20 protein-coding genes and 1 pseudogene are annotated in these 19,566 nt (G+C 32.4%); 12 read left to right on the forward strand and 9 right to left on the reverse strand.

Annotation, left to right across the window (positions count from 1 at the left end; genetic code table 11):
• Nucleotides 1-506 precede the first annotated feature (506 nt).
• A complete protein-coding gene (locus DPIF8902391_RS02330; protein WP_101915922.1) occupies nt 507-698 on the forward strand; it encodes a hypothetical protein in 192 nt (63 codons plus the stop codon).
• Between the two features lie 218 nt (nt 699-916).
• Nucleotides 917-1,606, forward strand: a pseudogene (locus tag DPIF8902391_RS02335) (DUF4846 domain-containing protein); the annotation flags it as partial.
• 106 nt (nt 1,607-1,712) lie between these two features.
• On the opposite strand, the gene DPIF8902391_RS02340 reads toward DPIF8902391_RS02335, so the two are convergent.
• A complete protein-coding gene (locus DPIF8902391_RS02340; RefSeq protein ID WP_172504948.1) occupies nt 1,713-2,300 on the reverse strand; it encodes a riboflavin synthase in 588 nt (195 codons plus the stop codon).
• A gap of 75 nt (nt 2,301-2,375) precedes the next feature.
• Here DPIF8902391_RS02340 and pdxA point away from each other — a divergent pair, with 75 nt between their 5' ends.
• The 9 genes from pdxA (at nt 2,376) to DPIF8902391_RS02385 (ending at nt 9,599) form a co-directional block, all read left to right on the forward strand.
• A complete protein-coding gene (gene pdxA / locus DPIF8902391_RS02345; protein WP_058885860.1) occupies nt 2,376-3,413 on the forward strand; it encodes a 4-hydroxythreonine-4-phosphate dehydrogenase PdxA in 1,038 nt (345 codons plus the stop codon).
• A gap of 73 nt (nt 3,414-3,486) precedes the next feature.
• Entirely contained in the window at nt 3,487-4,023 is a 537-nt protein-coding gene (locus tag DPIF8902391_RS02350) for a YceD family protein (RefSeq protein WP_058885861.1), read from the forward strand.
• Nucleotides 4,024-4,029: 6 nt separating this feature from the next.
• Nucleotides 4,030-4,224: a 50S ribosomal protein L32 gene (rpmF, locus tag DPIF8902391_RS02355; protein ID WP_028892219.1), complete on the forward strand. Its 195-nt coding sequence runs from the start codon at nt 4,030-4,032 to the stop codon at nt 4,222-4,224.
• A 151-nt stretch (nt 4,225-4,375) separates the two neighbouring features.
• Nucleotides 4,376-5,374: a beta-ketoacyl-ACP synthase III gene (locus DPIF8902391_RS02360; protein WP_058885862.1), complete on the forward strand. Its 999-nt coding sequence runs from the start codon at nt 4,376-4,378 to the stop codon at nt 5,372-5,374.
• A gap of 27 nt (nt 5,375-5,401) precedes the next feature.
• Nucleotides 5,402-5,872 carry an acetyl-CoA carboxylase biotin carboxyl carrier protein gene (gene accB / locus DPIF8902391_RS02365; RefSeq protein WP_058885863.1) on the forward strand — a complete coding sequence of 157 codons (471 nt, stop codon included), beginning with the start codon at nt 5,402-5,404 and terminating at the stop codon, nt 5,870-5,872.
• A gap of 69 nt (nt 5,873-5,941) precedes the next feature.
• Complete coding sequence (gene accC / locus DPIF8902391_RS02370) at nt 5,942-7,285, forward strand: acetyl-CoA carboxylase biotin carboxylase subunit (RefSeq protein WP_058885864.1); 1,344 nt, start codon at nt 5,942-5,944, stop codon at nt 7,283-7,285.
• A gap of 68 nt (nt 7,286-7,353) precedes the next feature.
• Nucleotides 7,354-8,592, forward strand: a complete 1,239-nt coding sequence (locus tag DPIF8902391_RS02375; RefSeq protein WP_172504949.1) for a 3-deoxy-D-manno-octulosonic acid transferase — start codon at nt 7,354-7,356, stop codon at nt 8,590-8,592.
• Entirely contained in the window at nt 8,592-9,155 is a 564-nt protein-coding gene (locus tag DPIF8902391_RS02380) for a YeeE/YedE family protein (protein WP_172504950.1), read from the forward strand. The genes DPIF8902391_RS02375 and DPIF8902391_RS02380 overlap by 1 nt, the downstream gene beginning before the upstream one ends.
• A gap of 30 nt (nt 9,156-9,185) precedes the next feature.
• Nucleotides 9,186-9,599: a DUF6691 family protein gene (locus DPIF8902391_RS02385; RefSeq protein WP_058885867.1), complete on the forward strand. Its 414-nt coding sequence runs from the start codon at nt 9,186-9,188 to the stop codon at nt 9,597-9,599.
• 150 nt (nt 9,600-9,749) lie between these two features.
• Here DPIF8902391_RS02385 and DPIF8902391_RS02390 read toward each other — a convergent pair whose 3' ends face one another.
• The 7 genes from DPIF8902391_RS02390 to DPIF8902391_RS02420 all read right to left on the reverse strand — a co-directional run bounded on the left by DPIF8902391_RS02390 (nt 9,750) and on the right by DPIF8902391_RS02420 (nt 18,273).
• The gene (locus DPIF8902391_RS02390; RefSeq protein ID WP_172504951.1) at nt 9,750-10,361 is read right to left on the reverse strand and encodes a DUF4230 domain-containing protein; all 612 of its coding nucleotides are present in this window, start codon (nt 10,359-10,361) and stop codon (nt 9,750-9,752) included.
• 95 nt (nt 10,362-10,456) lie between these two features.
• Complete coding sequence (locus DPIF8902391_RS02395; RefSeq protein WP_058885870.1) at nt 10,457-11,029, reverse strand: lipoprotein signal peptidase; 573 nt, start codon at nt 11,027-11,029, stop codon at nt 10,457-10,459.
• A 68-nt stretch (nt 11,030-11,097) separates the two neighbouring features.
• Entirely contained in the window at nt 11,098-12,021 is a 924-nt protein-coding gene (locus DPIF8902391_RS02400) for a PorP/SprF family type IX secretion system membrane protein (protein ID WP_083501096.1), read from the reverse strand.
• Between the two features lie 46 nt (nt 12,022-12,067).
• Nucleotides 12,068-13,546, reverse strand: coding sequence for a gliding motility-associated C-terminal domain-containing protein (locus tag DPIF8902391_RS02405; RefSeq protein WP_172504952.1), 1,479 nt, complete (start codon nt 13,544-13,546; stop codon nt 12,068-12,070).
• Between the two features lie 102 nt (nt 13,547-13,648).
• The gene (locus tag DPIF8902391_RS02410; RefSeq protein ID WP_172504953.1) at nt 13,649-14,026 is read right to left on the reverse strand and encodes a TraR/DksA family transcriptional regulator; all 378 of its coding nucleotides are present in this window, start codon (nt 14,024-14,026) and stop codon (nt 13,649-13,651) included.
• Between the two features lie 3 nt (nt 14,027-14,029).
• Complete coding sequence (ileS, locus tag DPIF8902391_RS02415) at nt 14,030-17,428, reverse strand: isoleucine--tRNA ligase (RefSeq protein ID WP_172504954.1); 3,399 nt, start codon at nt 17,426-17,428, stop codon at nt 14,030-14,032.
• Between the two features lie 89 nt (nt 17,429-17,517).
• On the reverse strand, nt 17,518-18,273 hold the full coding sequence (locus DPIF8902391_RS02420; protein ID WP_172504955.1) for a TerB family tellurite resistance protein: 756 nt from the start codon (nt 18,271-18,273) through the stop codon (nt 17,518-17,520).
• Nucleotides 18,274-18,548: 275 nt separating this feature from the next.
• Between DPIF8902391_RS02420 and DPIF8902391_RS02425 the strand changes: the two genes are divergently transcribed.
• The gene (locus DPIF8902391_RS02425) at nt 18,549-18,959 is read left to right on the forward strand and encodes a BrxA/BrxB family bacilliredoxin (protein WP_058885876.1); all 411 of its coding nucleotides are present in this window, start codon (nt 18,549-18,551) and stop codon (nt 18,957-18,959) included.
• A 51-nt stretch (nt 18,960-19,010) separates the two neighbouring features.
• Here DPIF8902391_RS02425 and DPIF8902391_RS02430 read toward each other — a convergent pair whose 3' ends face one another.
• Nucleotides 19,011-19,448 carry a LexA family protein gene (locus DPIF8902391_RS02430; RefSeq protein WP_058885877.1) on the reverse strand — a complete coding sequence of 146 codons (438 nt, stop codon included), beginning with the start codon at nt 19,446-19,448 and terminating at the stop codon, nt 19,011-19,013.
• Between the last annotated feature and the right edge of the window lie 118 nt (nt 19,449-19,566).

The following is a 19,566-nucleotide window of genomic DNA, read 5'->3' on the forward strand; positions in this document are numbered from 1 at the left end:
ATCTTTGGAATTAAGAATATTCAGCAAATGGAACAACCAGCACCAGCAGGAACTTAGTATTTGAGCCTTTGGAATTAATGATATTCAGCAATAAAAAGGGGACAAATTAACCGTGTTTGTAAATAAATAAATCAGTATCAAAAACCAAATAATGACCTTTTAAAACACCTTGTTATTTAGAATAAATATAAATTACTTTCATAACCTTAAAATCTACCGAAAAAATAAATAAAATTCAAATACCTATAAATCAGTTACTTAAAAAAATATATCCCTTTTCTGGTGGGACCACGTTTAAACCTCATAATCTTAATTGATTATGAGGTTTTTTCTTTTTTTGAAGCTATTTCCCGCTTTCCGCACTCGCTCTTTTTGTTTAAAAAAACAAAAAGGAGCTCAAACAATTGCTTCAATCGGGGCTAGAAATTTATCGTTATCCTACAATAAAATTATTTTAATATGATATTTATTACATTATAAATAATATATTTACCGGTAAAAAAACTATGAAATTACTACTATCTGTAATAGGTATTGCTTGTTTATTATCCTTTAAAACACTTGAAAATCATCAAACATTTAAAAATACTTTAGACTGTAAGTATAATCAATGTCAAGCAACCGCAAAAAGCACAGGAAATCAATGTAAACACTGTGTATCGAATTCAGGAGATTCTTTTTGTTATCAACACGATTAAAAGTTGCTAAAACTGACAAAAAACACATCAAAAAATGTAGTGAAATCAGAAATAAAATTTCGCTGACTAATAAAAGAACCTAAATGAAAATTCACCAATTACTATTTTATTGCTTTTTTCTGATTTCAATTTCATCTTGTAAACCAGACGTAGAGAAATCAAATACCAACAAATCTGCTGAAACTATTCGTGGTAGAATTTCATGACCTACGGATTATTCTCGTGAAAATTACGATACATCATCTTGGAAATTTTTCCTTCAAAACTTAAAATTACTGCCAGATAAATCAAAAATTTTAGACTTTACAGGAAACCCTATTTCGAATCAATCAAGCCATGTTGCTATTATTAATTACGATGTCGGGAACAGAGATTTACAGCAATGTGCCGACGCAATAATTCGACTTAGAGCAGAATATTTGTATGAGCAAAAAGCGTTTGATAAAATCGAATTTAAGTTCACAAGCGGACACAATTACAAATGGACAGACCACGCAAAAGGAATTAGACCACAAGTGCAAGGAAACAGCGTAACTTTTCAACAAACTACAAACGCAGATGCTAGTTATTCTAATTTCAGACACTATCTTGATATCGTTTTTATGTACGCAGGAACAATTTCTTTAAATAGAGATTTGAAAAAAATATCCCGAAATAAAAACTTAGAAATTGGTGATATTATCATAAAAGGAGGAAGCCCTGGGCATGCGGTTTTAATTGTCGACAGCGCACACGATGCGAACGGAAATTACTTGTATTTACTTGCAGAAAGTTATATTCCTGCTCAATCGATACATGTTTTAAAGAGTAGCGATAGCGAATCATCACCATGGTTTAAAATAAATAAACAAGGAGCAATTTCATCTGAAAGATATTATTTTAATAATCCAAATATTAGACGATTCTAAAAACCCATAAAGCACAGTTAAATTAAAAATTTTAAACAAATAATAAAACCTCATATTCTTAACTGATTATGAGGTTTTTTCTTTTATCATCCGAAGGTAAAAAACCCTATTTCAACTGCGTTAAACGCGCCACATATTTACCGATTACATCAAACTCTAGGTTTACCTCTGTGCCTATTTTGAAGTTTTTAAAATTCGTATGCTCTAAAGTATAAGGTATAATTGCTACGCTAAATTCATCTTTTTTTGAATTTACAACGGTTAAACTTACGCCATTTATAGTAATCGAACCTTTTTCAATAGTAATCGCACTTGGGTCAAAATTATAAGAAAAAGTAAACACCGTACTTCCGTTTTCATCTTTTATCGCCTTGCAAACCCCTGTTTTATCAACATGTCCTTGCACGATATGCCCGTCTAAACGAGCGCCCAATTTCATGGCTCTTTCTAAATTAATTTGATCATCAACCGCTAAACTACCAATCGTGGTTTTATCAAGCGTTTCTTTAATTGCCGTAACCGTATATTGATTATTATCAATAGCAACCACGGTTAAACACACCCCGTTATGTGCCACACTTTGGTCAATTTTTAATTCATTAGTAATATCACTTAAAATAGTCAGCTGTAAATTCTCTTTATCACGTACGACTCTTTTTACAATTCCAAGAGTTTCAATTATTCCTGTAAACATTCTCTAAATTTTTAGTTACTTTTGTTTGTACCAAAAATACAACTTTACACACAGAAACACGCACGAAAAATAACTATGGATAGTAATACAAGCAAAATTATTGTTGGAATTTCAGTTGGAGATACAAACGGAATTGGTATTGAAATTATTTTAAAAACTTTTGAAGACAAGCGCATGCTTGATTTTTGTACGCCCGTTATATTCGCCTCTAATCGATTGGTTTCTTATCATAAGAAAAACCTAAAATTAAACAACAATATTTTTAGTATCAATTCACTTGATAAAATTGCTGATAATAAAATTAATTTAATGAACTCTTGGACAGAAGATGTTAAAATTGAATTGGGTAAATTAACAGAAATTGGCGGAAAGTTTGCATACAAATCATTAGAAACCGCTACCAATGCTTTAAAAAATAACCATATTGATGTGTTACTTACCGCACCTATAAGTAAAGAAAATATTCAATCAGAAACATTTAATTTCCCTGGGCATACCGAATATTTAGAAGATAAATTAGACGGAAAAAGCCTCATGATTTTAATTGCCGACAAATTAAGGGTTGGTTTAATTACCGGGCATATTCCTATTTCAAAAGTAGCGCAAAGCATTACGCCTGAATTAATTAAGGCGAAAGTAGCAATTATGCACGCATCATTAAAGCAAGATTTTGGCATTACCAAACCAAAAATTGCCATTTTAGGATTAAATCCTCATTGTGGCGATAACGGAATTATTGGCGGAGAAGACAATGAAATTGTACGCCCAACAATTGCCGAAATTAAGGAAACAGGCAAATTGGTTTTCGGGCCTTATGCTGCCGATGGTTTTTTCGGATCTGAAACTTATACGCAGTTTGACGGTGTTTTAGCCATGTATCATGACCAAGGATTAGCGCCTTTTAAAGCCTTATCATTCGGAAATGGCGTAAATTTTACCGCTGGGCTAAACAAAATAAGAACCTCACCCGACCACGGAACAGGTTTTGACATTGCCGGTAAAAACAAAGCAAACCCTACTTCTTTCAAAGAAGCTTTATTCACCTCATTACAAATATTTAAGAGCAGAAAAGAATATACCGAACTAACAAAAAACGTTTTAAAAGTAAAATAGTTTTTTTTTAAAGGTAAAATATAAATTTATAAACATTTTTTATATCTTTGCAAGCTCAAATTGATTAATATAAATGAAAGACTTAAAAATTTTCGATATCCCTTTTGTAGGTTTGAAAGAAGGAAGTCATTTGTTTACCTATCAAATTGACAAAAAGTTCTTTGAAGCATTTCAGTTTGATGAATTTGACGACACAAACATTGTTGCTACGCTTAATTTTGTAAAAAAAAGTACATTTTTTGAACTTTCTTTTGCAATAAAAGGTACCGTAAACGTACCTTGCGATAGTACTGGTGAGCCATTTGATTTAAAAATTGATGGTGGTTTAGATTTAGTTGTTCAATTTGGAGATGAATATAATGATGAACACGATGAAATTTTGATACTTCCACATGAAAGATATCAATTAAACGTAGCGCAGTATGTTTATGAATCAATCGTATTATCAGTTCCTAACAGAAGAGTACATCCTGATGTTTTAAATGGAACAATGGAATCTGAAGCTTTTCAAAGGCTTAATAAATTAAAAATAAAAGACGAAAAAATTGTTGAAGAGGTTTCAACAGACCCAAGATGGGATAAATTAAAGGACTTACTAACAGATAAATAAAACATAATGGCACATCCTAAGAGAAAAATATCGAAAACTAGAAGAGATAAAAGAAGAACTCACTATAAAGCTTCTGTACCTCAAATAGCTGTTGATCCTACAACTGGAGAAGCTCATTTATACCACAGAGCTCACTGGCATGAAGGAAAATTATATTATAGAGGTCAAGTTGTGTTAGAAAGCGCAACTGCTGAGGCTTAAAAAAATAGTTTTTACAAAATAAAAAAACCCTCTTTTAGAGGGTTTTTTTGTGTTTTTAATTAAATAAAAGTGTTTTTGATGTGCTATCCTTTAAAAGCTGATATATTTTTCATTACTTTTGAAAACTGATTTTACCACTAAACAAACAATTATGACTAAAATAACTGCAGCGATTTCCGCAGTAGGGAAATTTGTTCCTGAATACGCCTTAACTAATAAGGAGCTAGAGACAATGGTAGATACAAATGATGAATGGATCACTAGCAGAACAGGTATCAAAGAAAGAAGAATATTAAAAAAAGAAGAAGGAGAAGGTACTTCATACATGGCTATTAAAGCCGCTGAAGACCTGCTTCAAAAATCTAATATCGACCCGAAAGAGATTGATTTGGTTATTGTAGCTACTGCAACTCCAGACATGCTAGTTGCATCAACAGCAACTTATACGGCAACTCAAATAGGGGCTGTAAATGCTTTTTCTTACGATTTACAAGCTGCATGTTCGAGTTTTTTATTCGGAATGTCAACAGCGGCTAGTTATATAGAAAGCGGGCGTTATAAAAAAGTATTATTAATCGGTGCCGATAAAATGTCCTCAGTAATTGATTATACCGACAGAGCAACCTGTATTATTTTTGGTGATGGTGCTGGTGCGGTATTATTTGAACCAAATACAGAAGGTTTAGGCTTACAAGATGAGTATTTAAGAAGTGATGGAATTGGTAGAGATTTCTTAAAAATTCAGGCAGGAGGTTCTCTTTTACCTGCATCAGAAGAAACACTTAAAAACGGACAGCATTTTATAACCCAAGAAGGTAGAACTGTATTTAAATATGCGGTTTCTAATATGGCTGATGTTGCTGAAAAAATTCTAACAAGAAATAACCTTTCAAAAGATGATGTAGATTGGTTGGTACCACACCAAGCAAATAACAGAATTATTGAAGCAACTGCAAATAGAGTTGGTTTAGAACCTGAAAAAGTAATGGTAAACATCCATAAATATGGAAATACCACTTCAGCAACCTTACCTTTATTGCTTGCTGACTATGAAAAAGATTTGAAAAAAGGAAATAATTTAATTTTTGCTGCATTTGGTGGAGGCTTCACATGGGGGTCTATCTATTTAAAATGGGCATACAATTCATAAAAAACCAAACAACTAAATATTAGGAATATGGATATTAAAGAAATTCAAAACCTTATTAAATTTGTAGCAAAGTCAGGTGCAAGTGAAGTAAAGTTAGAAATGGAAGATATTAAAATCACCATTAAAACTGGAAGCGAAACTCCTGAAACTACAATTATTCAAACAGCTGCTCCAATGGGTGTAGCACCTCAAATGGTGGCACAAGCTCCTGTAGCAGCGGCACCAACTGAAGCTGTTACTACCGAAAAAGACGATAAATATATTACCATAAAGTCTCCAATTATTGGAACTTTTTATAGAAAACCATCGCCAGATAAACCAAATTTTGCTGAAGTAGGTACTGAGGTAAAAGTAGGTGACACAGTTTGTGTTATTGAAGCAATGAAATTATTTAACGAAATTGAATCTGAAATTTCAGGTAAAATCGTTAAAGTATTAGTAGATGATGCTACTCCTGTAGAATTTGATCAACCATTATTTTTAGTAGATCCATCTTAATTTACATATAACTCCAAATAAAACAAGTACTTACTTCTTTTATTTGGAGTTTTAAAATTTTTAGAACCTATGTTTAAAAAGATATTAATTGCCAATAGAGGTGAAATTGCACTACGTGTAATTAGAACCTGTAAAGAAATGGGCATAAAAACTGTTGCTGTTTATTCAAAAGCAGATGCAGAAAGTTTACACGTAAAATTTGCTGATGAAGCAGTTTGTATAGGTCCTGCCGCAAGTAATGAATCTTACTTAAAAATGGATCGTATTATTGCTGCTGCCGAAATTACCAATGCAGATGCCATTCACCCTGGTTATGGTTTCTTATCAGAAAATGCTAAATTTTCTAAATTATGTGATGAACATGATTTAAAATTTATTGGTGCTTCACCTGAAATGATTGACCGTATGGGCGATAAAGCAAATGCTAAATCGACTATGATAGCTGCTGGCGTACCTTGTGTACCTGGAAGTGAAGGTGTTATCGAAACTTTTGAAGACTGTATCGAAACAGCCATAGCAACTGGTTATCCTGTAATGTTAAAAGCATCCGCAGGTGGTGGTGGTAAAGGAATGCGTGCTGTTTGGAAAGCAGAAGATTTAAAAGACGCCTGGGATTCTGCTCGTCAAGAATCAAAAGCGGCATTTGGTAATGATGATATGTATATGGAAAAGCTTATTGAAGAGCCTCGCCATATCGAAATTCAAATTATTGGAGATTCTTTCGGAAAAGCATGTCATTTATCAGAAAGAGATTGCTCGGTACAACGCCGTCATCAAAAATTAACCGAAGAAACTCCTTCGCCGTTTATGACCGATGAATTACGTACTAAAATGGGTGATGCAGCCGTAAAAGCTGCCGAATTTATTAAGTATGAAGGTGCTGGAACTGTAGAGTTTTTAGTCGATAAACATCGTAATTTCTTCTTTATGGAGATGAATACTCGTATTCAGGTAGAACACCCAATTACCGAAGAAGTTGTTGATTACGATTTAATCCGTGAACAAATTTTAGTTGCCGCAGGTGTGCCAATTTCAGGAAAAAATTACTTCCCAAAATTACACGCTATTGAATGTAGAATTAACGCAGAAGACCCTTTTAATGGTTTTAGACCTGCACCAGGAAAAATAACCTCATACCATGCCCCAGGAGGTCATGGAGTTCGTATAGATACGCACGTTTATGCTGGTTATATGATTCCGCCAAACTACGATTCAATGATTTCTAAATTAATTGTTACCGCACAAACTCGTGAAGAAGCAATTAACAAAATGAAGCGTGCCTTAGATGAATATATTATTGAAGGCGTAAAAACAACCATTCCTTTTCATAGACAATTAATGGATCACCCTGATTATATTTCTGGGAATTATACCACCAAGTTTATGGAAGATTTTGAAATGAAAGTAGAATAAATTTTCAAATTATATAAAAAAAATCAGTGATTAAACCCACTGATTTTTTTATTTCCTAAATTTGCGTTATGAATTTTATTTATAACCTATTACTTTTTAAAGTATCAATACTACTTCGCTTTATAGCCTTATTCAATAAAAAAATAAAACTTTTTATTGATGGACGAAAACAAACATTTTCGAAATTAGAAAATATCAAAAAAACCGATAAAGTTATTTGGTTTCATGCCGCTTCATTGGGCGAATTTGAACAAGGAAGACCCATTATTGAAGCCTTAAAAGAACGCTATAAAAACCATAAAATAGTCGTTACTTTTTTCTCTCCTTCAGGCTATGAAATCCGAAAAAATTATAATTTAGCCGATGTAGTTTGTTATTTACCTTTCGATACAAAATCGAATGTTCAAAAATTTATTACTAAAATACATCCCGAAATAGCTATTATTATCAAATACGAATTCTGGCCAAATCTTTTATCCGAAGTAAAAAAACAAGGAATTAATACCATTTTAATTTCAGGAATTTTCAGAGAAAAACAATCATTTTTTAAATGGTATGGTGGTTTTATGCGTAATAAATTAAAAGCTTTTAATCATTTTTATGTTCAAAATGAAGCCTCTAAAAAACTACTCTCTAGCATTGGTTTTCAAAACACAACTATTGCTGGCGATACCCGTTTTGACAGGGTTCACGATATTTTAAAACAAGATAATTCGCTTGATTTTATCAATGAATTTAAAAACAACAGCTATACCGTAGTTGCAGGAAGTACTTGGAAAGAAGATGAAAAGCTGCTCGTAAATTACATAAATAATCACGCTTCTGCCGATGAAAAATTTATCATCGCACCACATAATATCAATCAAAAACAACTAGAAGAATTACGAGAAAGTATCCACAAAAAAACAATTTTATATTCTGAAAAAGAAGGTCAAAATTTATCAGAAAATCAAGTTTTTATTATTGATACCATTGGTTTGTTAACCAAAATTTATTCCTATGCCGATGTAGCTTACGTAGGCGGAGGCTTAGCCACAGGACTTCATAACATACTCGAACCCGCAACTTTTGGAATACCCATTGTTTTTGGAGCAAACAAATACAAAAAATTTCAGGAAGCTACCGATTTACTAAAACTAGGCAGTGTTACAATTGTTACAAATAATGAAGATTTTTCTAGTAATTTTACAACTTTAAAAGCAAACGCTAATTTGAGAACAAAAATGGGCAGTGAAAACTATCATTATATTAAAAACAATATTGGCGCGACTAAAATTATCATGAACTATATAAAAAACACCTTATAATGGATATTATTTTACAACCTTGGGCATGGTATGTTGCTGGTCCTTTAATTGCCTTTGTACTTTTTTTATTTTTTTACTTCGGAAAAAGCTTTGGCGTATCGACCAATTTAGAAACCATGTGTACCATTGCTGGCGCAGGAAAAATTTCTGATTATTTCAAAAAAGATTGGAAACAACGCGATTGGGCACTTACTTTTTTAGTCGGATTAATTATTGGTGGTTTTATCGCTATTAATTATTTATCGGCAACAAAAACAATTCAATTAAACCCAAAAACAGTACAAGAATTGGCTAATTTAGGCTTTGCAAACGCAGGAAATTCTTTTGTACCTCCTGAAATTTTCAGCATCGAAAATATGCTAACTTTTAAAGGATTTTCAATATTATTAATCGCAGGAATTTTAATTGGTTTTGGAACCAGGTATGCTGGCGGATGCACCTCAGGACATGCAATTACAGGTTTAAGCAGTTTGCAATTACCTTCTTTAATTGCCGTAATCGGTTTTTTTATTGGAGGTTTACTAATGACCTGGGTCTTTTTCCCGTTAATTTTTGGGCTTTAATTTTTAGAACTTTAATTTTTGAAAAACAGTATGAAAAATATAAAATTTTTAATAATCGGTATTTTATTTGGTATTATAATGACCAAATCGGAAGCAATTTCATGGTACAGAATTTATGAAATGTTTAAATTCCAATCCTTTCATATGTACGGAATTATAGGCTCGGCAGTGGCGGTTTCTATGCTATTTATGTATCTCTTTAAAAAAGGCACAATTAAAGATTATCTAGGAAATAAAATCAATATAAAAGATAAGAAAAAAGGATATATAAGAACCCTTGTTGGCGGAACTATTTTTGGGCTCGGATGGGCGTTAGCAGGTGCTTGCCCCGCTCCTATTTTCGTATTAATTGGTCATAGTGTATTTCCTATTATTATTGTTTTAATAGGTGCAATATTGGGCGCTTTTATCTACGGATTACTAAGTAAAAAGTTACCGAATTAGGTTTAAAAAACTAAAGATTATTTGAAGCAATTTCCCGCTTTCCGCACTCGCTTTTTTTTGAAGAAAAATCAAAAAAAGAGCTCAAACAATTGCTTCAATCGGGGCTAGGGATTTGTACTAAATTTTAACAATCAGCAAGCTTGTTTATGCCTAGTCTTTCAATAAAGCAGTATCAACTAGCCTTTTCGAATTAGTTTTATCAACTACTTTCCAATTATAAATTTTCGAAAGTTGATAAATTTTTGATAACTCTTCAAACAAACGTGTTTTGGCATCTATTTTTAATCTAGAAACAGTAACTGTTTGTTTGATATTTTCAATAGCTTTAGTATTTAAATTATTCAAATCTGATTTTGAAAACGTATTAAATTGACTTTGTTGCAAGTCAAAATATTTAATATCAGGAGCAATAACCACCAGCTCTTCTGGTATTTTATGAATAATTATTTGCTTGCCGATGCTATCAATTTCAATAGTTAATTTTGATAAATCATAGCCAACCTCCACTTTTGCATTGACCGATAATATGGCTTTTTTCTCAAAAGCTACATAATCATAAAAGTATTTTTTAGTATCAGAAAAATGATACATTTCAGAAAAGCTCCCTTGCGAAACCACCAATTTACGTAGGTTTTTAATACCGTTTAAAACCACTTGAATTTCTTCCTTTTGCTGTGTTTTCTCTATCTTTTTTTCATACCATAATTTGGCAAGCAAAAAACCGAGTAAAAAAATAGCGATATACTTAAAGAAACCTATCATTTTGTTTTTTTATAAATATAATAAAAGAACCTGAAAGCCTGTTTAAATATCAGCTAAAAAAAATACAATTCAAAATAAGAGCCGTTACTTTAAAACTATTCTTCTTTAGGAAAAGCCTGTTTATTAAACAAAAATAACAAGGCAACACCGATGCTAATCCAAGCATCGGCACCGTTAAATATAGCGTTAAAAAAAGTGAAATTTTCACCCTGATACATCGGGAAATAAAGCATATCTACTACTTTACCATGAAATAATTCACCATAAGGTTTATCTGAAAATAAGCTGGCTAAATTATGATATGAACTATCGAAAATAACTCCATAAAAAACAGAGTCAATAATATTTCCAATAGCGCCTGCTAAAACCAAAGAAATAGCAATAACTACCGCCGTATGCACTTGTTTTTTTATGGTTTGCCATAACCAATATACAATTCCTGAAACCGCAACAACCCTAAACAATGTTAAAAATAATTTTCCTGCTCTACCGCCAAATTCAAAGCCCCAAGCCATACCATTATTTTCAGTAAAATGGATTTTAAACCAATCGGCAAAAACAACTACCTCTTCACCAAGTTGAAAATGTGTTTTAACATATATTTTACTAATTTGATCTATTAAGATTGCCAGAATTACGGTAACTATTGCAATGGTTTTTTTAGACATTTTTTTAATTTAAGAGTAACAAAAATAAGCATATTCTTAGTTAATTAACAAGCTTTATTCGCTTTGCTTTAAAAGAAACGATTGTAATAACAACGACTACTTCTTTCTTTTCTAAAGTTATAAAGCATAAAAAATTCATGTGATCCATTACTTAAACTTCCTAGGCTATTAAACATTTTACCGTATGAATATCCTAAAGCGATGTTTTGTGAAACATTAAATTTAAACAACGCATTTAAACTATTGCTAAAATTATAGCCCAAGCCTAATTCTAGTTTATTGTTTATTAACACATTGGCGGCTATATCTACCGATACAGGAGCGTTTTCTAAATAAGAAACTAAAATAGAGGGTTTTACTTTTAAGTTTTGATGAACTTCATGTACATAACCAGCGGTTGCATAATAATGGTTTTCTAAGCTACTTTCACTTTGTAAAGTATTTTTATAAAGTTCGCTTTTAATTAAGTTAGGGCTTGATAGTCCTATATAAAATTCTTTAGAAAACAAAAATAATCCTGCGCCAAACACCAGGTCTGCCATATTTATATTTTCTTTAAATAAAGGGTCAGTACCTCCTAAGCCCGATGCTAAAGTTAAAGTATTAAAAGCTGCTTTATACGATGAAATTCCTGTTTTAATCCCCACTGATAAACGCAGCTCTTTTTGCAACTTAATTACATGCGATAAATCTACGGTAGCATTGGTTGTTTGTATATCATTTCCAATATTATCATATAAAATTGAAAAACCTCCTTCAAAATTTTTATTTAAGGCGCCATGCCCAAAAAGAAGCCCTGTTTTAGGCGAACCCGTTATTCCGCTCCATTGATTTCGGTAAAATGCACCAAATTCAACAACGCTTTTATCGGCATTAGAATATGCTGGGTTTAGCATACTTAAATTATACATATAGTGTGAAAATTGAGGGCGTTGTTGTGCTACCGCACAGCTTACCCAACAGAATATTATGAAAAATAATTTCTTAGTCATGGTAGTGTCGTAAAATTGTATTGAAAATCTATTAAAGTTGTGTTGCTTATTTTCTTAAATGTATGCGTCCTTGTAATAATTCGCTACCAGGTTCATTTAGTTTTATTCGATAAAAATAAACACCTGTAGGCAATACATTTCCTTTGGTATCGGTACCATCCCAAGGGCTTGAGTTTATAGTTCCTTTAAAAACCAAATAGCCATATCTATTAAATATCTCTAAACTATGGTTTAAATAAGTATCTAAATTTTTAATAGAAAAAGTATCGTTTATACCATCATTATTTGGCGAAAAACCATCTGATATACTAACCGGTTTTGTTGGTATTGCTACCAATAACCTAGCTTTTGATGTGTTGGGTTTCGCACAAATATTTGCCTTAGGGCTTACAAGTACTCTGTATAAATTCCCTGAAAAACTTGCCGCTACGTTTGCTATTGATAAATGAGTTGTATTGGTTCCTGAATAGGTTAAATCATCTGTTAAAGTATTCCATGAATTTCCATTATCTTCACTTACTTGCCATTCAATATTTACTTGATTTATATTACGTGAAAAACTAAAACTTGCAGTTTCACCAATTTTAACACTAGTGTTTTTTAGTTTTTTATTAAAAATGATAACAGGTAAATCTTGCAGATAATCATTAGTCGTATTACTATCTAAATTAGCAGGTGTTGTATAACCATCGGGTGCTGATGTTACCAAACCATTGGCATCTTCTTGGGGTGTTCCTGTACCTAAAATACCGTCATTATCGGGGTCTGAAAAACCAGCTTCAAGAACATCAAAACAGCCATCGCCATCTGAGTCTAAATCTAAATTATTTGGTATTCCATCCTTATCAGTATCTCTACAAGGTGGGCTTGAAAGCACGATAACCTGAACATCGTCAATTAAATTACCTACTGAATCATCTCCACCTGTACTTGATACCGATTTAAAAGCAAATATAGTTTCAGTTTGATTTGAAGGCACGGTATATTCACCATCATAAGTACCCCAAGCCCATTTATCGTCAGACATGGTTTCTTGTAATATTAAAGTACTTAATGAAGCGCCTATTCTAACCTCAGCAACATCGACACCTCTTCTACCTCTATGTTTAACAGACCAAGACACTTTAGTACCTGGAGTTAAACATAATTTTTGAAATAAAGTTGATACTTTATTCGCATTTAGTTCTGCAAATTGATTTCCTTCTGCAGCATTTACGCCTTCTAAAGGACCACGCCAAATTTCAATTTCACTATCTGAAGCAGTAGTTTCCCAACCAGGAACCTGATCCTCTTTAATAAAATAGTAAGTAGATCCCGATCTAGTTGGTTTTTCAAAACCACCATTTATAATTGGCTGTGCGCAGATATTAAACCCACATTCTTCGGAGTCTAAAATACCATCGTTATCGGAATCTAAATCTGTTTGGCTAAAGCTATTGCTTGTAATACATAAGCATGCTAGTATAAAGTGCATATAAATAAAATTTATAGCACCTTTTTTAGGGGTGTTTTTTTCTGGGGACATTATTTTAGGGGGTATTATTGGGGTAAATATTTTAAAAAACTGCTTAATACCAGAATGGCATTAAACAGCTTTTTAAGTGTAATAACTTTACTATTCTATTAATTATTGTTTGCGTTTTGCGGCAATACTTAAGGTTGCATGCGGCACTAATTTTAAGCGTTCTTTTTGAATTAACTTACCTGTAACTCTACAAACTCCGTATGTTTTATTTTGAATACGGATTAAAGCATTTTTCAAATCGCGAAGAAATTTTTCTTGACGAATTGCCAACTGCATATTTGCTTCTTTTGCCATGGTATCTGACCCTTCTTCAAACGATCTAAATGTTGGAGAAGTGTCTTCTGTACCATTGTCAGAACCATTTTTGTAAGAAGATTGTATTAATAGTAAATCTTCTTCGGCATGCTTAATTTTTTTTGAAATAATTTCTTTAAACTCCTGTAAATCACTATCGGAGTATCTTACATTAATGTCATCCATAACTTATGCTTTTTCAATTAATATGCTACTTTTTATGGTATCAAACTCAATTTCTATACCATTATTTAGTTCATCAACAAAAACCAATTCATTTGTTAATGTTTCTGCTTTTATATAACTTTCATTTTCAGTTACAGACGCTTCTAAATCAGCCGTTTTTAAGATGCTTAATTTGATTTTATCAGTAACTTCTAAACCTGTTTCTTTACGCCCGTTTTGAATTCTGTTGATTAATTCTCTAGCAACCCCTTCTTTACGTAAAACTTCGTTTATAGTAACATCTAATGCTACAGTTAAACCATCGGCATTTGCCACTAACCAACCTTCAATATCTTTTGATGAAATTTCAACATCCGCAGTTTCTAAGCTAATGTTTTTACCATTAACTTCTACCGAAAGACTTCCTTCTTTTTCAATTTTGATGATATCATCTTGGGTAAATTGTTTAATTTTCCCTGCAACTAACTTCATGTCTTTACCAAATTTTGGTCCAAGTGCTTTAAAGTTTGGTTTAATTTGTTTTACTAAAATATCAGAAGCATCATCTAATAACTCAATTTCTTTAACGTTTACTTCCGATTTAATTAAATCGGCAACCGCTAAAATTGCTGCTTTTTGAGTCGCATCTAAAACAGGAATCATTATTTTTTGTAATGGCTGACGTACTTTAATTTTTTCCTTAGCTCTTAACGACAAAACTAGAGAAGATATTGTTTGAGCATTTTCCATTTGACGCTCTAATGATTTATCAATTAAAGCCTCATTACAAACAGGAAATTCTGCTAAATGAACACTTTCAAAACCTTCACCATTTGTAGTACTTGTTAAATCTTTATATAATTTATCCATAAAGAAAGGCGCTACTGGCGATGCCAATTTAGCCACCGTTAGCATACAGGTATATAAAGTTTGATATGCCGATATTTTATCTTGTGCATATTCACCTTTCCAAAAACGTCTTCTACATAAACGCACATACCAGTTACTTAAATGATCTTGTACAAAATCAGAAATTGCTCTAGTTGCTTTTGTTGGTTCATATTCAGCATAAAAAACATCTACTTTTTGAATCAATGTATTTAATTCTGATAAAACCCAACGATCAATTTCAGGACGTTCAGCTAATGGAACCTCAGCTTCACTATAATTGAAGTTGTCTAAATTAGCGTATAAACTAAAAAATGAATACGTATTATAAAGTGTTCCAAAGAACTTTCTACTTACTTCGGTAATTCCATCTAAATCAAACTTTAAATTATCCCAAGGATTTGCGTTTGAAATCATGTACCAACGTGTAGCATCAGGACCATATGTATCTAAGGTAGTAAACGGATCAACACCATTTCCTAAACGTTTCGACATTTTCTGCCCGTTTTTATCTAACACTAATCCGTTAGACACTACATTTTTATACGCTTTATCATCAAAAACCATCGTTGCGATAGCGTGTAAAGTATAAAACCATCCACGAGTTTGGTCAACTCCTTCGGCGATAAAATCGGCAGTTTTCCAACCTTCTTCTACTATTTCTTTATTTTCAAACGGATAATGCCATTGTGCATACGGCATAGAACCTGAATCGAACCAAACATCAATTAAATCAGATTCACGTTGCATTGGCTCGCCTGAAGCTGATACCAATGTAATTTTATCAACTACATTTTTATGTAAATCAACGGTATCATAATTTTCATCAGACATATCTCCTGAAACAAAATCAGCAAAAATATCTTCGGTCATTACGCCTGCTTTTACAGCAAGTGCCATTTCTTCTTTTAATTCAGCTACAGAACCTACTATTTTAGTTTCTTTACCATCTTCTGTTCTCCAAACTGGCAACGGAATTCCCCAAAAACGAGAACGAGATAAATTCCAATCATTGGCATTTTTCAACCAATTTCCAAAACGACCTGTTCCTGTTGATTCAGGTTTCCAGTTAATCTCTTCGTTTAAAGAATGCATACGGTCTTTAACTTCCGTTACTTTAATAAACCAAGAATCTAAAGGATAATATAAAATAGGCTTATCAGTTCTCCAACAATGTGGATAACTATGGACATATTTTTCAACCTTAAAGGCTTTATTTTCTTCTTTTAATTTGATGGCAATTTGTACATCTACTGAACGCTCAGGAGCTTCTCCATCAGCATAATATTCATTTTTAACGTACATTCCTGCAAACTCACCCATTTCCTTGGTAAATTTACCTTGTAAATCAACTAAAGGAACTAGGTTATCATTTTCATCTTTAACCAACATTGGTGGCACACCTGCATCTTTACAAACTAAAGCATCATCGGCTCCAAAAGTTGGCGCTGTATGTACGATTCCTGTACCGTCTTCTGTAGTTACAAAATCTCCAGAAATTACTCTAAAAGCTTCTTCAGGGTTATCATGTGGTAACGTATATGGTAATAATTGCTCATATTTAGCACCGACTAAATCAGCACCTTTACATTCTGCAATTACTAAATAAGGTATTTGTTTATCTTCAGCTTTATAAGTAGCTAAATCAGCTTCATTTTCAACAGCTTTAAACTTTTTCCCTGCAAATTGTTTTGCCAATAAAGGCTTACCTAAAACTACTTGTGTAGGCTCAAAAGTATATTGATTGAATGTTTTTACTAAAACATACTCAATTTTATTTCCAACGGTTAATGCGGTATTACTTGGCAATGTCCAAGGAGTTGTTGTCCAAGCTAAAATATGAACATCATTTCCATTTTGAAAAACACTTGGTAAAGTTTGAGTAATTGCTTTAAATTGAGCAACTACGGTAGTGTCGGTAACATCTTGATATGCTCCTGGTTGATTTACTTCATGAGAACTTAAACCTGTTCCTGCTTTTGGTGAATATGGCTGAATTGTATATCCTTTATACATCAAATCTTTATTATAGATTTGTTTTAACAACCACCAAACCGTTTCCATGTATTTTGGTTTATAGGTAACATACGGATCTTCCATATCTACCCAATATCCCATTTTTTCGGTAAGTGAATTCCAAATATCAGTATATTTCATTACTGCTTTTTTACAAGCAATATTATACTCTTCTACCGTAATTTTAGTTCCGATATCTTCTTTGGTAATTCCTAACTCTTTTTCAACGCCTAATTCAACAGGTAAACCATGGGTGTCCCAACCAGCTTTACGCTTTACCTGAAATCCTTTTAACGTTTTATAACGGCAAAAAATATCTTTAATGGTACGTCCCATTGCATGATGAATACCAGGTAAACCATTTGCCGAAGGGGGTCCTTCGAAAAAGATAAACGGTTTATTATCATCACGCGTAGTTATACTTTTTTCAAAAATGTTGTTTTCTTTCCAATAATTTAATATTTCATCAGCAACATTTGGCAAGTTAAGCCCTTTGTATTCAGTAAACTTCGTACTCATTTTTTCTTTATATTTATTGATTTCGCGAAATTACGTATTTTCTTGTAATTGTAGTAGTTGACGCTTAAAAAAGGCATTGTTTTTTAAAATTAAAGCCCTCTTTCTTTTTTTATCTGTTCGTAAGCTCCTTGAATTTGCTGAAATTTCTGATTCGCTCCTTCTTTATGAGCCGCTCCTAAACCTTCTAATTTATCAGGATGGTATTTTTTAGCCATTTTTCGATACGCTTTTTTAAGTTCGTTATCGGTAGCTGATTTTGTGATTTCTAAAATTTTATAGGCGCTATCAACCTCTTCATAAAACATGGCTTTTATTGATACATAATCATGTTCATTGATATATAAATACCCTGCAATTTTCTTTATTTCTTGTTCTTCAAGTGCTGTTACTTGTCCGTCTGCTTTAGCTATTCCGAATAAAAAGTGTAGTAATTGCAAACGAGAAGAATGCGTCATGTGTTGACGGATTTGCATACAAACCTGACGAGTCGATATTTCTTTTTTAATAATGCCGCTAAACAATTTAAACGCATTATTTGCACGCTCTTTCCCGTACATTTCTACAAAATGTAATCGTACAAAATCTAATTCTCGTTGGTCTACCCTTCCATCAGCTTTAATAACTACCGATGCTAAAATTAGTAGTGTTATTTCAAAATCGCCAGAAGTAGCACGACCTCTTTTTTGCTGTGCTGTATTTTGTTGATATTCTTGTTGTTCTTTGGTAAAATCTTTAATAGAAACACCATCAATAAAAGTTCCGATAGCGTATCCGATAATTGCTCCTATTGGACCTCCCATTGTAAATCCTACACCAGCACCAAGCCATTTTGCAAACTTCCCCATTTTATTTTTTATTTTTAAAAGATGTAAATATACTATTAATACCATTTTTAAATAATTATTTCTTTTTAAATAATTATTTAAGATATTTTGAAGCTATTTCCCGCTTTGCGCACTCGCTTTTTTTATTTTTTTGAAGAAAAAAAACAAAAAAGAGCTCAAACAATTGCTTCAATCGGGGCTAAAATAAAATACCTCTAAAAAAGCATCAATTGTTTTGGTTTGATTCTTGTTTTTAAATAAAGTATCTTTGCCGTGAACTATTTAACACAAAAAATATGTACCCAGAAGAATTAGTAAAACCGATGCGTGATCAATTAATCGATGCTGGTTTTGAAGCTTTATATACTGCTCAAGATGTTGATACTGCATTAGCCAAAGAAGGAACAACTTTAGTAATGGTGAACTCTGTTTGCGGTTGTGCAGCAGGTACTGCAAGACCAGGAGCTATTGCTTCTTTAGGTGCAGAAAAAACACCTACAAACTTAACCACTGTTTTTGCAGGAGTAGAAAAAGAATCTACTGCTAGAGCTAGAGAAATGATGATTCCTTTTCCTCCATCATCTCCTGCTATTGCTTTATTTAAAGACGGTAGTTTAGTTCATATTTTAGAGCGTCACCATATTGAAGGTCATTCAGCTCAAGCGATTGCTCAGAATTTAGCAGCAGCTTACGATGAATTTTGCTAGTCAGCAATTTATACTATAAAAGAAAAATCCAGCAAATTTGCTGGATTTTTTTTAAACCTTTTTTATCACACTCGTTACAATCCCCCAAATAATAAAATTATTTTCTTCCGTAATATTTATCACAGGATAATCAGGATTTTCGGGTTGTAGCCAAATTTCATCTTTGGTAACTCTTAATCTTTTTACAGTAAATTCTCCATCTAAAAAACAAACGGCTATTTTATTGTTTGTTGGCACAATACTTCTATCAATTACTAATAAATCATTATCATCTAAACCTGCACCAATCATTGATTGTCCGCTAACTTTAGCAAAAAAAGTAGTTTCTTTATTTTTTATTAACTCTTCATCTAATGAAATACGAGTTTCTTTAAAATCATCAATAGGAGATGGAAAACCTGCAGAAATCCCCATATCGATAAAAATTGCTCCCTCACTTTTACTCATTTCTTTAGGTGCTAAAAAAGTTAATTTTTTTGATGTACTCATACGTTATTTTATGATAATAATGTGAACTTTACTGAAATAGGTTGACTAAAAATTCATCAATTATTGATAGTCACTTATGAAATTACAAAAACAACCCTGGCGAAAAAAAACGTACGAA

The sequence above is a fragment of the Tenacibaculum finnmarkense genomovar ulcerans genome (assembly GCF_900239495.1).
In the GTDB taxonomy this organism is placed as follows: domain Bacteria; phylum Bacteroidota; class Bacteroidia; order Flavobacteriales; family Flavobacteriaceae; genus Polaribacter; species Polaribacter ulcerans.